Annotated in this window: 12 protein-coding genes; 10 read left to right on the forward strand and 2 right to left on the reverse strand. The window is 37.7% G+C overall.

The window, feature by feature from the left end:
- Positions 1-38: 38 nt before the first annotated feature.
- Complete coding sequence (locus EHW90_RS04710) at positions 39-1796, reverse strand: IS1634 family transposase (protein WP_124951402.1); 1758 nt, start codon at positions 1794-1796, stop codon at positions 39-41.
- Positions 1797-2233: 437 nt separating this feature from the next.
- Between EHW90_RS04710 and EHW90_RS04715 the strand changes: the two genes are divergently transcribed.
- The 9 genes from EHW90_RS04715 to EHW90_RS04755 all read left to right on the forward strand — a co-directional run bounded on the left by EHW90_RS04715 (position 2234) and on the right by EHW90_RS04755 (position 11219).
- A complete protein-coding gene (locus EHW90_RS04715; RefSeq protein ID WP_124951628.1) occupies positions 2234-3115 on the forward strand; it encodes an Rpn family recombination-promoting nuclease/putative transposase in 882 nt (293 codons plus the stop codon).
- Positions 3116-3340: 225 nt separating this feature from the next.
- Complete coding sequence (locus tag EHW90_RS04720) at positions 3341-4792, forward strand: acyl-CoA carboxylase subunit beta (RefSeq protein WP_124951630.1); 1452 nt, start codon at positions 3341-3343, stop codon at positions 4790-4792.
- Between the two features lie 9 nt (positions 4793-4801).
- A complete protein-coding gene (locus EHW90_RS04725) occupies positions 4802-5533 on the forward strand; it encodes an OadG family protein (RefSeq protein ID WP_124951632.1) in 732 nt (243 codons plus the stop codon).
- 11 nt (positions 5534-5544) lie between these two features.
- A complete protein-coding gene (locus EHW90_RS04730) occupies positions 5545-5904 on the forward strand; it encodes a biotin/lipoyl-containing protein (RefSeq protein ID WP_124951634.1) in 360 nt (119 codons plus the stop codon).
- Between the two features lie 16 nt (positions 5905-5920).
- The gene (locus EHW90_RS04735; protein WP_124951636.1) at positions 5921-7072 is read left to right on the forward strand and encodes a sodium ion-translocating decarboxylase subunit beta; all 1152 of its coding nucleotides are present in this window, start codon (positions 5921-5923) and stop codon (positions 7070-7072) included.
- Between the two features lie 9 nt (positions 7073-7081).
- Positions 7082-8497 (forward strand): oxaloacetate decarboxylase subunit alpha, encoded by a 1416-nt coding sequence (locus tag EHW90_RS04740; protein WP_124951638.1) that lies wholly within the window; start codon positions 7082-7084, stop codon positions 8495-8497.
- Positions 8498-8553: 56 nt separating this feature from the next.
- Entirely contained in the window at positions 8554-9894 is a 1341-nt protein-coding gene (locus EHW90_RS04745; protein WP_124951640.1) for a TrkH family potassium uptake protein, read from the forward strand.
- 73 nt (positions 9895-9967) lie between these two features.
- Complete coding sequence (locus tag EHW90_RS04750) at positions 9968-10654, forward strand: potassium channel family protein (RefSeq protein WP_124951642.1); 687 nt, start codon at positions 9968-9970, stop codon at positions 10652-10654.
- Positions 10644-11219 (forward strand): GNAT family N-acetyltransferase, encoded by a 576-nt coding sequence (locus EHW90_RS04755; protein ID WP_124951644.1) that lies wholly within the window; start codon positions 10644-10646, stop codon positions 11217-11219. Before EHW90_RS04750 ends, EHW90_RS04755 begins: the two co-directional genes overlap by 11 nt.
- Positions 11220-11256: 37 nt before the next feature.
- Here EHW90_RS04755 and EHW90_RS04760 read toward each other — a convergent pair whose 3' ends face one another.
- Positions 11257-12474 (reverse strand): LL-diaminopimelate aminotransferase, encoded by a 1218-nt coding sequence (locus tag EHW90_RS04760; RefSeq protein ID WP_124951646.1) that lies wholly within the window; start codon positions 12472-12474, stop codon positions 11257-11259.
- Positions 12475-12688: 214 nt separating this feature from the next.
- Between EHW90_RS04760 and EHW90_RS04765 the strand changes: the two genes are divergently transcribed.
- Complete coding sequence (locus tag EHW90_RS04765) at positions 12689-14776, forward strand: glutamine synthetase III family protein (protein WP_124951648.1); 2088 nt, start codon at positions 12689-12691, stop codon at positions 14774-14776.
- The last annotated feature ends 32 nt before the right edge of the window (positions 14777-14808 follow it).

The following is a 14808-nucleotide window of genomic DNA, read 5'->3' on the forward strand; positions in this document are numbered from 1 at the left end:
TTACCTGACTTCCGTCGTTTCTCTCAAAACCTAGTACTCTAGGTATCCAAGAGCATGCAGTTTTGAAAGAAATTGTCGACTTCAGCTTTTGTTAAATAGAGAGCATCAAGGTTACTAAAGCCAACCAATTTTTTAACCTTTTCGTTAACAGATTGGTTTCTTGATATATTGATATATGTATTGTCACCTTTATTTACTACCCTAAAATCACGCATAAAGTTGATCAAGTCATAAGAGCTTATTTTATTTTTGAAGCACTTGATTTCTAATACTCTTAAAAGAAACAAGCTAAGGTAGCATATCAAAAAATGCCCATAGATTGTTTCTTTTTTCTGTAAATAAACAGGCCTAGCATCCAGGTATGATTTTGTAAGTCTAAAAGATTCCTCGATTTTCCATAGGCTATGGTATGTTTTATATACCTGTAATGGCTCCATATCTATTTCGGATGTCACTAAAAGATTATATCCTGCATATTTAAGATCTTCATCAATCTTAGATTTATTTAAATCTATTATAGGCTTTATTGTCTTGCCTGTACTATCTTTAGTTATAATGTCTACATATTTAGCACAATCTCCAAGTTCATCTTTAGCGATATTTTTGTATGTAGAAAACTTTGAAGCTTTATCGACCATTTTCATTATTTCAAGCCTTTGTTTCTTTGCAAGGTTAGGATTATAAGAGACGATACGCTTTTCTTTTACAGAAAACCTTGTAACACTCTCTTTTCCTGTTTCCGGATCAATCTCTTTAAAACTGTAATCAAAGCTGTCAATACATGATTTAAGACGAAAAGATATATTACCTCTTTCATCAGTGTAATTAGAAAAGACATTTGTATCATTCTCAAGTAGAACCCATTTCTTTTCCTTTTCACTTAGATTCTTACCATGTATTGATTTTGAAAATATATAGCCGTCACTAGCTTCTTTAACTGCAGCATAAATATTTCTTGCACAATTAAGTCCTTTATCAGCCACCTGAATTGTCTTGCCTGATACGTTATGTCGTTGCTTCATTTCTTCAATAACTTTTCTAATATATGGCTTTTCCGATTCATTTCCGGGATACATTTGCATGGAGACAGGTACTAGATCAGCATCTAAAAGTAAAGCTTGCCCTATTATCGGAGAGTGCCTGTTCTCTTTTGAAGGTCCCTTTTGCTTGTCATCGCCGGGGATATCAATTTCAAAGTAATAATTAGTACAATCGAAAAATACATTGCTTAAATCTCTTTTAAAATACTTTTCATAAGAGTGATTAAACAAATCAATGTACTTTTTATAGGACTCTCCTATGAAAGAACACCCGTCATATACTTGGTCTTCAGAGATGATTGAACTGCCATAAAGGTATGGAAATACATGAGAGGCCGTCTTTGACTTAGAGCATGGAGATATAACCCTTGCATAAATAAGTTGCGTAATTAAATCAAATACAGAGAACTGAAAACGCATTTGAGAGGCAAGTATATCAATAGTTTCCTTAACATCAAGCTCATCAATCAATGAGTAGAGCAAGAAGTGTCCTATATTAAGTTCAACAGGATTGGAAAATGCACGAGGACGTGACTCTTCAGAAAGAGCTTTTGTTCTATTCTCATTTTGCTCTTTTACATAATCGCTATAAAATTTAATCGGATCCGGAATCTCATCTGAAGTCAGATCTTCAACGTAACCAAAAGATTTTACATTTCTTGTTCTTGGTTGCTTTTTATCCTTATCCCAAAATGATTCATACATCTGAAGATAAGTACCTTTTTTCTTCTTTTCTTTTCTCAAAAAATAAGCCATAAACACCTCTAAATCTAAAGTACTATGAAGTACTATGATTATAACATACTATAAAATTTTTTTCAAATTTTTTGAAATATTTTTTATGTGAGAAAAGCCTTTAAAATAAAGGATCTAAAAGAATTGCATAAAATTAAATAGTTTGCTAAAAATTTGAAACGTCGGAAATTTCATAGTACTTCGACGGAAGACGGGAAAAAATATAATAAAGAATATGTAAAAAGGAGGCTGCGAGCCTCCTTTTTGTTTGTATTACGGTGTAGATTTAAATAGATTATGTACGGTATTTATATGTTTAGGTAATATTTAATAATATGATTGAAAAACTGATTATTTTATCATAGAATAATATTATATACATGGCATTTTTATATATTTCTAATTTTAAATTATATTTCAGAAGCAGTTTTATGGGACGTAAATGTAGAGGGAAAATTATGAGAACAAGTAATAAGGTAAGGAGTAACACTAAAAGAAGCAATGTAAAAGATATTACTCAAAAGACACTTGAAAGATATAATGATGTGTTTGCAGATATTATAAATGTACTCTTATTTAAGGGAGAAAATGTGGTTTTGGAAGATTCCTTGATTGATGCACTGCCGATGAGTACACTGAAGATGGAAGGGAAAATAAAATCACAGTATAGAGATATTGCAAAATATTGGAATAACAGTAAAATAAATGTATCAATGTTTGGGCTGGAGAATCAAAGCAAACCGGAAAAGTTTATGCCGTTTAGAATTTTTGGATATGACGGAGCGGAGTATGTAAGACAATCCAAAAAAGAGAATAAGAAAGAAGCCAAGTATCCGGTGATTACATTAGTGTTATACTTTGGATATAACGGAAGATGGAATCAGCCAAGGAGCTTGTTTGAACTTTTAGATATAGATGAGAAAATCAAGCCATATGTAAATGATTTTAAAATGAATCTTTTTGAGATAGCGTACCTGGAGAGGGAGACAATAGATAAGTTCAAGAGTGATTTTTGGATATTGGCTGATTATTTGTATCAGATGCGTGTAAATAATGATTATATAGCAGGTGATACAGTAATAAAACATGTAGATGAGCTTTTGATGCTAATGTCTGCAATGACAAAGGATGACAGATTTGAAGAAACAATAAATGAGCTTAGCAGAAAGGAGAGTGTAACAATGTGTGAGGTACTTGATAAGGTGGAAGCAAGAGGCAGAAAAGAAGGTGTGATAAGTGTGCTTATCTCCTTGGTAAAGGACGGTATATTAAGTATATCTGAAGCTGCGAAAAGGGCGGATATGAGTGAAGAAAGTTTTAAGCAGTATCTAAAGTCTTAATTATTATTGATTTAAATAAAAACTCACGGAAAATGAAAGTTTCAGGTTCTGTGAGTTTTATTATTGTGTATATGTCGTGGCTTTATATGAAGGTAAAGATTTTGATAGAAATGAATATTATTTCAATGCTTTTGCCCTTGTCTTTTTAGTGAATTCATTATAAAATAATAAAAGATTGTTTTGTATTTAACAATATAATTATACTGAGGTAATGGAGGTTAGTATATGGCTCAAACAGGCGTTTTGCCTATGAAACGAATTGAAGAATTGCTGGATACCGGAAGTTTTGTGGAAATTGGCTCATATATAAGCGCAAGGAACACAGATTTTAACCTGTCACATAAAGATACCCCGAAGGACGGAGTGTATACAGGTTACGGTACGATTGACAGTAAGTTGGTATATATATACAGTCAGGATGCCGCGGTGCTTGGCGGCTCTATAGGAGAGATGCACGCAAAGAAGATAGTTTCACTATATGATATGGCTATGAAGACGGGAGCACCGGTTATAGGACTTATCGACTGTGCGGGACTTAGACTTGAAGAGTCCTTTGACGCTTTGGATGCATTCGGACAGATATATGCGGCACAGACAAAGGCAAGCGGAGTGATACCGCAAATTCAGGCGGTCTTCGGTCTTAGCGGCGGCGGAATGGCCCTAAGCAACGGACTGAGCGATTTTGTATTTATGGAGCAGGATAAGGCAAGAGTATTTGTGAATTCACCGAATGCGATTGATAACAACTCTCAGGATAAAAACGACTATTCAAGTGCAAAGTTTCAGTCTGAGGCGACAGCACTTATAGATTTTATCGGAAATGAGAGTGAAATACTTTCAGGTATCAGAGAACTTATATCCATACTCCCTGCAAACAATGAAGACGATATGTCATATATTGAGTGCAATGATGATTTAAACAGAGTTACACCTGAGCTTGAAGCAAGTATAAAAGACCCTGCTGTTGCGGCAAAGATAATTTCAGACAGTTTCTATCTGCTTGAAGTAAAGAAAAATTTTGCAAAAGATATGTTTACCGGATTTATCAGACTCAACGGAAATACTGTAGGTGTTGTTGCAAACAGAAGAGCTTTGTTTGATGAAAAAGGTGAGACTTTACAGGAATTTGACAATGTATTGTCACATCAGGGAGCGGATAAGGCTGCCGAGTTTATAAACTTTTGCGACGCCTTCAATATACCTCTTTTGACATTGGTGGATGTGAAGGGATACAGAGCCACAAAGTGTACTGAAAAGAGAATACCTAAGGCCGGAGCAAGGCTTACATATGCATATGCAAATGCAACAGTTCCTAAGGTAAGTCTGATAGTAGGCGATGCAATAGGCAGCGCTTCACTTTCAATGAACTCAAAGTCAATCGGTGCGGATATGGTATTTGCATGGGAAAATGCAAAGATGGGCATGATGAATGCAAGTGAAGCTGTAAAGATCATGTATTCAGAAGAGATTGATGCAAGTGACGATGCGGTTGCAACTATTGAGGAAAAGACTAGGGAGTATGAGAATCTGCAAAACTCTGTGGTATATGCCGCAAGAAGAGGATATGTAGACGATATTATCACTGTAGCAGATACAAGAAAGAGAATTTTAGCCGCATTTGAGATGCTTTTCACAAAGAAGGAAGAAAATCCATATAAGAAGCACGGATCATTTTAGAGGTGAATCATGAAGAGAATGAAAAGATTTTTATATTTATGTCTGTTTGTGATTGCAATGCTTACGCTTGGTGCCTGCGGAAAGAAAAGTAACGGTGATACACAAATTCCCGATCAACTTAATGAACAGCTTAAGCAACAAGGTGAGGGGCTTTTAACCCAGCTCTATCAGATGGATGAGAAACAGCTTGCTCAGGTAATAGACAGTGCACAAAAAAGTGATCAGGCCGCATTCATAGAGGGACTTAAAAGCTTTGAAGCAAGTAAAGAGACGGTAGGAGCCTTAAAGGAAATTGATGATACCAAGGTTACACTTTCTGACGGTAACTATGTTGTTAAGATAAAGTATACCGGAGACAAGAGAAAGTCGGAGATGACACTTGGATTTGATTCAAAGACCAATAATGTATCCGTATTTTCAATTACACCTAAGTACAGTGTGGTTGAAAATATGGAAAAGGCAGCATTAAACACCGTACTTGGAATGGGAACGGTATTTGTTATACTTATTTTCATATCATTCCTTATAAGTTTGTTTAAGCATATCAATAAATTTGAAAATAAGTTAAAGTCAAAAGCGACAAAAGAGCCTGTAAAAGAAGTAGTCGATGTAAAAACTGAAAGTGAGAATCTTTGTGACGATTTGGAATTGGTGGCGGTGATTACGGCGGCTATAGCCGAGTTTAGCGGAAACGATGCATCAAGCTTAATTGTTCGCTCAATAAAGAGAGTTAAGAGATAGTGGAGGTTAAAATGAAAAATTATACTATTACTGTAAACGGTAAATCATATGAAGTATCTGTAGAAGAAAGAGGGGGGGCAGCAGCTCCTGTTACAACCGCGTCAGCACCTGTGGCGCCTGTAGTTAAGGCGGCACCTGCATCAAGCGGCAGTGAAGGCAGAGTAAAGGTGGTTGCACCTATGAGCGGTAAAATCCTCGGAGTAAAGGTAAGTGTGGGACAAGCGGTTAAAAAAGGTGAAGTGGTAGCCGTTTTGGAGGCTATGAAGATGGAAAATGATATAGTGGCACTTGAGGACGGCACTATTGCAAGTATAAATGTAAATGTTGGAGACAGCGTTGAGACCAATCAAACTCTTGTAACAATCAACTAGTAACCGGAGGAGAAAAATGGATTATATATTAAATACATTATCCAATTTGATTGCTCAGACTGCATTCATGAATCTTACCTTCGGCAATCTTATAATGATTTTTGTTGCCTTTATATTCCTTTATTTGGCAATCAAAAAGGGATTTGAGCCGCTTTTGTTGGTTCCTATTGCCTTCGGTATGTTACTTGTAAATATCTATCCGGATATAATGATAAAGCCTGAGAATTCTACAAATGGAGTGGGAGGCCTGCTTCATTACTTCTATGTTTTGGACGAGTGGAGTATATTGCCTTCACTGATATTCATGGGTGTAGGAGCGCAGACGGATTTCGGTCCGCTGATTGCAAATCCCAAGTCGTTCTTACTTGGTGCGGCGGCACAGTTCGGAATCTATGCGGCTTACTTTATAGCAATACTTATGGGATTTAATGATAAGGCCGCAGCGGCCATATCCATCATAGGCGGTGCAGACGGACCTACTTCAATATTCCTTGCAGGTAAGCTCGGACAGACAGAGTACCTCGGACCTATTGCGGTGGCTGCATATTCATATATGGCTTTGGTACCTATCATTCAGCCGCCAATTATGAAGTTCTTTACCACAGATGAGGAGAAGAGAATCAAGATGGAGCAGCTTCGTCCCGTATCACAGCTTGAGAAGATTCTTTTCCCTATAATAGTTACGGTAGTGGTATGTCTTATACTTCCTACTACGGCTCCGCTTGTAGGTATGCTTATGCTCGGTAATCTTTTCAAAGAGAGCGGTGTTGTAAAGCAGCTTACAGAAACTGCAGCGAACGCAATGATGTATATTGTGGTTATCTTACTTGGAACCAGTGTAGGTGCTACAACAAGTGCCGAGGCGTTCCTTAAAGTTACAACATTAAAGATTGTGGCGCTCGGACTTATAGCATTTGCCTTCGGTACCTGGGCGGGTGTAGTATTCGGTAAGCTTATGTGCAAGCTTACAGGCGGCAAGGTAAATCCGCTTATAGGTTCGGCAGGCGTATCTGCGGTGCCGATGGCGGCAAGAGTTTCACAAAAGGTAGGTGCGGAGTATGACCCTACAAACTTCCTTTTGATGCATGCTATGGGACCTAACGTTGCAGGTGTTATCGGTACGGCTGTAGCGGCGGGAACATTTATGGCAATATTTGGAATAGTATAAGGAGGGATTATGGCAGAAATTAAGAAAAAGCCTGTTCAGATAGTTGAGACCGTGCTTCGTGACGCACATCAGTCTTTGGTAGCTACCAGAATGACTACGGAACAGATGCTTCCTATAATAGATAAGATGGATAAAGTCGGCTACAGAGCTGTAGAATGCTGGGGTGGAGCTACATTTGACGCTTCACTGAGATTCTTACATGAAGATCCTTGGGAGAGACTTCGTAAGTTTAAAGACGGATTTAAAAATACCAAGCTTCAGATGCTCTTTAGAGGACAGAATATCCTCGGATACAATCACTATGCAGATGATGTTGTAGAATACTTTGTTCAAAAATCTGTTGCAAACGGTATTGATATTATCCGTATATTTGATGCGCTCAATGATATCAGAAACTTAAAGACGGCTGTAAATGCCGCAAACAAGGAAAAGAATGCGGAAGTTCAGATAGCTCTTTGCTATACTTTGGGTGATGCATACACTCTTGATTATTGGAAGGATATTGCAAAGAGAATAGAGGATATGGGTGCGGACTCACTCTGTGTTAAGGATATGGCAGGTCTTTTGACACCTTATGCGGCGCAGGAACTTATAGGAAGCCTTAAGGAATCCACCAAGCTGCCTATAGAACTTCACACTCACTATACGGCAGGTCTTGCATCAATGTCACTTTTAAAGGCTGTAGAGTCGGGATGCGATATCATTGATACTGCAATTTCACCTTTTGCACTTGGTACTTCACAGCCTGCTACAGAGGTTATGGTTGAGACATTTAAGGGAACACCTTATGATACAGGTCTTGACATCAATCTTTTATCCGAGATTGCAGACTACTTCAGACCGATAAGAGAAGAGTTTTTAAAGAGCGGACTTCTAAATCCTAAGGTACTCGGTGTGAATATCAACACATTAAAGTATCAGGTTCCGGGAGGTATGCTTTCAAACCTTATCAATCAGCTTAAAGAAGCAGGAAAAGAAGATAAGTATAGAGAGGTTTTGGAAGAAATCCCGAGAGTAAGAAAAGACTTCGGTGAGCCGCCTCTTGTTACACCTTCATCACAGATAGTGGGTACACAGGCTGTTATGAATGTACTTTCAGGCGAGAGGTATAAGATAGTTCCGAAGGAATCAAAGAAGATAATGCTTGGAGAGTTCGGACAGACTATCAAGCCGTTTAATAAAGAAGTACAAAAGAAGATAATAGGCGATGAGAAGCCTATTACCTGCAGACCGGCAGACCTTATTCCGCCACAGCTTCCTGAATTTGAGAAAAAGGTTGCAAAGTGGAAAGAGCAGGATGAGGATGTGCTTACATATGCACTTTTCCCTAAGGTTGCTGAAGAGTTCTTTGAGTACAGAGCGGCACAAAAGACAAAGGTGGATATGACTAAGGCAGACAAGGATGCAGGGGCATATCCGGTATAAAATATAAAAAATCCCTTACATAGTGTAAGGGATTTTTGAGTGAGTATATTTATAAAATGAAAGAATTAAAGAAACACATATTAAAATATTTTACAAGCGCAAGAGTTATTTTGTTCGGATTTATTATTATGATATTTCTTGGCGCTGCAGTTTTGAGTTTACCGATTTCATCAAGAACCGGAGAATGGACTCCGTTTATTGATACTTTATTTACGGCAACAAGTGCAAGTTGTGTTACAGGTCTTGTTGTGTATGATACGGCAACACATTGGTCAGTTATAGGAAAAATTATAATAATTGCTATGATTCAATGTGGAGGCTTGGGTGTTGTAACTATGTTGACAATATTTAGCAGGGTTACAGGTAAAAAAATTGGGCTTAGAGACAGAGCTACTTTACAAAGCGCATTGTCAACACCTCAAATAGGTGGAATTGTAAGACTGACAAGCTTTATATTTAAAGGCACAATAATCATAGAGATGATAGGTGCTTTGGTTATGTTCCCTGTTTTTTTGAAAGATTTCGGAGTTATGAAGGGCATATATTATTCAATATTTCATTCCATATCGGCATTTTGTAATGCAGGATTTGATCTTATGGGTGACGTGAGTGAATTTTCATCTGTTACAATGTATCAGTCTGATATAGCAATAAATGTTTCGATAATTATGCTTATTTTGGTAGGAGGTCTGGGATTTTTGGTATGGCAGGATATAGCTGAGCATAAATTTAGGGTGTCCGGATATTCCACTCAAACCAAAGTTGTTTTGACTATGAGTCTTATTCTAATATTATTCCCAAGTGTCATATTCTTCTTTACGGAATTTAAAGGACTCGACTTTAAAACAAGACTTTTATCCAGTGTTTTTCAAGCGGTTACTCCGAGAACGGCAGGTTTTAATACGGCAGATTATTCAAAATTCAGTGACAACGGAATTGCCATAACTATAATTTTGATGTTGATAGGAGGCGGTTCCGGTTCTACGGCAGGCGGTATAAAGATGAGTACTGTTTTTATTTTGTTTGCAACATTGTTCTCAGTATTTAAGCAAGATAAAGAAGTTGCCATATATAATAGGAGAATAGAACCTGATATAATAAAGAATGCAATCAGTGTCTTTGTATTGGACATAGTTCTTTTTATTGTGGGAGCAATGATTATAAGCGGAATAGAAGGATTTTCATTAAAGGAGACTATGTTTGAGAGTGCATCTGCAGTAGCAACAGTTGGACTTACATTGGGAATAACTCCACATCTGGGTGTTATATCAAAGATTTTATTGATAATTATGATGTATATAGGAAGAGTTGGAGGAATAACACTGATATTTGCTGCTGTTTCACCTAAGAAAAACGGAAATGCAAGATATCCGAAGGATCAGATAGCGGTAGGATAAAGAGAAAAAGTCATATCAAATACAGAAAGGCGGTGTAGTGGTTTAAATTAAGAAATCACTGATGACAGGTAATATGAAAAGTTTTTTAGTAATAGGAGTGGGCAGATTCGGTCGACATGTTTGTAAGAAGTTGTTTGAATTGGGATATGATGTAATGGCAGTAGACAGAAATGAAGAATGTATAGAGCGAGTATTGCCATATACCGTCAATTCCATAATAGGAGACAGTACAAATGGAGATTTTATAAAGTCAATAGGTGTAGGAAATTTCGACACTTGCTTTGTGGCAATAGGTGATGATTTTCAAACTTCACTTGAAACAACATCACTGCTTAGTGAGTGTGGAGCAAAGTATGTAGTATCCAGAGCATCCAGAGATACGCAAGCAAAATTTCTTTTAAGAAACGGTGCCGATGAGGTTGTTTATCCTGAAAGACAACTTGCTGAATGGAGTGCTATAAGATACAGCTCAAATAATATTTCAAATTATATTGAATTGCCGGGAGATAACTCTATATTTGAATTTAAAGTGCCTAAGGACTGGATAGGTAAGAGTATATTGGAGTTGGAAATAAGAAAAAAATATAATTTGAATATAATGGCAATAAAACTGGACGGTAATTGGAATATGAGAATTAATCCGAGTATCATATTTGAGGATGAACAAAGTATATTGGTGTATGGAGAAAATAAAGATCTTGAAAAATTCTTTGAGGTTGAGTCACGTAATTTAAATAACGGGGGTAAAGATCGTGGATAATGTCATATGTATAAGAGAGGCAAGTATATATGATACGGAGAAGTTGCTTGATATATATTCATATTATGTAGAGAAAACGGCAATTTCTTTTGAAACAAAGGTTCCATGTTATGAAGATTTTAAGGGCAGAGTAGAAAAAACATTGCAAAATTATCCGTATTTTGTAGCCGTAGAAGATAAAGAGATACTCGGATATGCATATCTCAGTCCTTTTGTAGGAAGAAGCGCCTATGATCTTAGTGCGGAGACCACCATATATTTAAAACACGGCAACAGTAATAAGGGCATAGGTAAGGCACTTTACTCCAAAATAGAAAAAGCTGCAAAGAAGCAGAATATAACCAATCTTTATTCATGTATAGGATATACGGATAATGAGGATGAATATTTGACCAATAACAGTGCAAGTTTTCATGAACATATGGGCTATAAACTTATAGGAAAGTTCACTAACTGCGGTCATAAGTTCGGTAGATGGTATCATATGGTGTGGATGGAGAAGATAATAGGAGAGCATAAAGAGATTAAAGAGTTTTTAAAATATTCGGATATAAAAAGTTTTTAAAAAAATCGCCTCCATATAATGTGGAGGCGAAAAAATATTAAAGTACATTTCGTATTCTTTTTACAGCTTCAACGGTATTCTCATGTTTTCCGAATGCTGTAAGTCTGAAGTAGCCGTTTCCGCCGGGACCGAATCCTTCTCCCGGAGTTCCTACAACATTTGCCTTTTCAAGCAGAAAATCAAAGAAATCCCATCCTGTCATATTGTCAGGTGTCTTCAACCAAATATAAGGAGCGTTGATACCTCCGAAGAGTTTAAGGTTTGTATCCTTTAATCCGTTCAATATGGTGTCACAGTTTTGCATATAGTAGTTGACCAATCCTTTAACTTCCTCTTGGCCTTGTGCAGAGTAAACCGCTTCACCGGCTCTTTGTACAATATAAGGCGCACCGTTATATTTTGTACCGTGACGTCTTGCCCACATATCATGAAGTGAACAGCCGTCCATAATCAAATCCTTAGGAACCACCGCATATCCGAGACGCAAACCTGTAAAACCTGCAGTCTTTGAGAAAGAGCGAAGTTCAATAGCACAGGTCTTTGCACCGCTACATTCATAGATTGAATGCGGAACGTCGTCTTCTCTTATATATGCCTCGTATGCGGCGTCATATATAATCACAGACTTGCTTGCATTGGCTGCATCAACCCATTTTTGGAGTTCACTTTTTTTCATAGTTGCACCGGTAGGATTGTTCGGGAAGCAAAGATAGATAATATCAGGCATGATATACGGCAACTTCGGAGCAAAGTTGTTTTCGGCACTGCACAGCATATATGTGATATTTGAAAACTTACTCAAATCTGCGATATAGTCGCCTGCACGACCTGCCATAACATTGGAGTCAACATATACGGGGTATACAGGGTCACATACACCTACAGTGTTGTCAAGGGAAAAAAGTTCCTGAATATTTCCCGAATCGCATTTTGCACCGTCGGATACAAAGATTTCGTCAGCCGAAATATCGCAGCCGCGTTTTTCAAAGTCGTTCTTTGCAATAGCTTCACGAAGGAAGCTATAACCGAGGTCGGGAGCGTAGCCGCGAAAAGTTTCCTCATGTGCCATCTCGTCAACTGAAGTATGAAGCGCATCTATAACACTTTTTGTAAGCGGTCTTGTAACATCACCGATACCGAGGCGAATAATATCCTTGTCAGGATTTGCATTTTTATAATTTTCTATTTTCTTTGCAATGGCGGAAAACAAATAACTGCCGGGAAGTTTCTGAAAATTCGTATTGATTTTTAACATTTATTGCTCCTTTATATTGAAGTTTATGACTTTTTAAGTCTGTACTTTAAATCTAAATTTTTGGAATGTCAATAAGAATTTAAAAAATTGCATTTAAAAAATCTGAAAGAAGAGGTTGACAAATGCTGTTTGTGAGGATAGAATGTAGCACATATTTGCAAAGGTGCAACGGAATTATTTTCTGTTGCACCTTTTTTCATTGGAGGATAGCAATATGATAGTACCCGATATTTATGGTAGCTCAGTTTTTAACGATAGTGTAATGAGATCAAAGTTGCCGAAGGATATTTACAAGGCATTGAAAAAGACAATTGAAAATAATACACATTTGGAACTTGACGTAGCTAATGCGGTTGCGGTTGCTATGAAGGAGTGGGCGGTTGATCACGGTGCAACACATTATACACACTGGTTTCAGCCTCTTACAGGTTCAACAGCTGAAAAACATGACAGCTTTATTTCTCCGATGGAGAACGGAGAAGTACTTATGGGATTTTCAGGTAAGGAGCTTATAAAGGGTGAACCCGATGCATCATCATTCCCTTCAGGAGGGCTGCGTGCAACCTGTGAGGCAAGAGGATATACAGCATGGGATCCGACATCTCCGGCATTCATAAAGGACGGAACACTTTGCATTCCGACAGCATTTTGCTCATACAGCGGTGAGGCTCTGGATACAAAAACTCCGCTGCTTCGCTCAATGGATGCTCTTAACAAGCAGGCTGTCAGAGTATTGCACGCAATAGGACTTAGTGACGTCAATCATATAATAACGACAGTAGGAGCCGAACAGGAGTATTTTTTGATTGATGAAAACGATTATAAGAAAAGAAAAGACCTTATATTTACAGGAAGAACACTCCTTGGAGCAGGTGCGCCGAAGGGGCAGGAAATGGATGATCACTATTTCGGTACATTAAAGCCGAGAGTATCTGCTTATATGCATGACTTGGACACGGAACTTTGGAAACTTGGAATACCTGCAAAGACAAAACACAACGAGGTTGCACCATGCCAACATGAGCTTGCTCCTGTATTTGATACTTGTAATGTTGCGGTTGACAGGAATCAACTTACAATGGAGATGATGAAAAAGGTTGCTAAAAAGCACGGATATGTCTGCTTATTGCACGAGAAGCCTTTTGAAGGAATCAACGGTTCGGGAAAGCACGACAACTGGTCACTGTGTACCGATACAGGTATAAATTTGCTGGATCCGGGAAAGACACCGGGAGATAATATAAAGTTTTTGGTATTTTTAGCAGCGGTTGTTAATGCTGTGGATGAATACGCCGACCTGATGAGATTTTCGGTTGCAAGTGCGGGAAACGACCACAGACTGGGAGCAAATGAAGCACCTCCCGCAATCATTTCAATATTCCTTGGAGATGAGTTAAAGTCAGTGGTGGATGCGATAGAAAACGATGAGTTCTTCGGAAAAGTTGAAAAGGTAAAGATGGAGATGGGAGCTGCCGTTATACCTCATTTTACAAGAGATAATACGGACAGAAACAGAACATCACCGTTTGCATTTACCGGAAATAAATTTGAGTTCAGATCCCTAGGTTCATCCGCATCTGTTGCAGAACCGAATATTGTGCTCAATACGGCTGTTGCGGAAATTTTAAAGAGATTTGCAGACAGATTGGAAAGTGTAGAAGGAGATAAGAGCGATGCAATCCATGAGTTGATTAGGGAAACATTTAAAAAGCACAGCAGAGTAATATTCAACGGAAACGGTTATTCGGATGAGTGGATAGAAGAAGCGACAAAAAGAGGTCTTTATAATTATAAGTCAACACCTGATGTACTGCCTGTATTCCTTGCGGATAAGAACAGAAAGCTTTTTAACGATCACGGAGTATACAGTGACGGAGAGCTTGAATCAAGATATGAAATAAAAGTGGAAACCTATTGTAAGACATTGCATATAGAAGCAAGAACATTGGTAGATATGCTTATTCATGATATTTTACCTTCCATCTCAAAGTACACCGACAGTATAGCCGACAGTATAATAAAGAGAAGACAGGTATCGGATATACCTACAGAGTCTGATGAGCTTAGAATGAGAAAGCTGGTTGTAGGATATGAGACCTTGTCAAAGCTTTGTGATAAGCTGAAAGAAGAAATAAAGGTGGCGGATGCGACAGCGGATTTGCTTGCTCAGGCAAAATATTATCACGAAAATATCTTGGCGGTAATGGATGATATTCGTATGTTAAGTGATAAGATTGAAGAAGAGATGCCTAAGGAATTCATTTCATATCCGACATATGCAGATATGTTGTTTTATGTGTAATAAATAAAATCTTCATATAATAATGAAGTATA

The sequence above is a fragment of the Lachnoanaerobaculum orale genome (genome assembly GCF_003862485.1).
GTDB lineage: Bacteria > Bacillota > Clostridia > Lachnospirales > Lachnospiraceae > Lachnoanaerobaculum > Lachnoanaerobaculum orale.

Coding starts and splice junctions, on each gene's coding strand:
- EHW90_RS04710 (WP_124951402.1), bottom strand. CDS start 1,796: ATGGCTTATTTTTTGAGAAAAGAAAAGAAGAAAAAAGGTACTTATCTT.
- EHW90_RS04715 (WP_124951628.1), top strand. CDS start 2,234: ATGAGAACAAGTAATAAGGTAAGGAGTAACACTAAAAGAAGCAATGTA.
- EHW90_RS04720 (WP_124951630.1), top strand. CDS start 3,341: ATGGCTCAAACAGGCGTTTTGCCTATGAAACGAATTGAAGAATTGCTG.
- EHW90_RS04725 (WP_124951632.1), top strand. CDS start 4,802: ATGAAGAGAATGAAAAGATTTTTATATTTATGTCTGTTTGTGATTGCA.
- EHW90_RS04730 (WP_124951634.1), top strand. CDS start 5,545: ATGAAAAATTATACTATTACTGTAAACGGTAAATCATATGAAGTATCT.
- EHW90_RS04735 (WP_124951636.1), top strand. CDS start 5,921: ATGGATTATATATTAAATACATTATCCAATTTGATTGCTCAGACTGCA.
- EHW90_RS04740 (WP_124951638.1), top strand. CDS start 7,082: ATGGCAGAAATTAAGAAAAAGCCTGTTCAGATAGTTGAGACCGTGCTT.
- EHW90_RS04745 (WP_124951640.1), top strand. CDS start 8,554: ATGAAAGAATTAAAGAAACACATATTAAAATATTTTACAAGCGCAAGA.
- EHW90_RS04750 (WP_124951642.1), top strand. CDS start 9,968: ATGAAAAGTTTTTTAGTAATAGGAGTGGGCAGATTCGGTCGACATGTT.
- EHW90_RS04760 (WP_124951646.1), bottom strand. CDS start 12,474: ATGTTAAAAATCAATACGAATTTTCAGAAACTTCCCGGCAGTTATTTG.
- EHW90_RS04765 (WP_124951648.1), top strand. CDS start 12,689: ATGATAGTACCCGATATTTATGGTAGCTCAGTTTTTAACGATAGTGTA.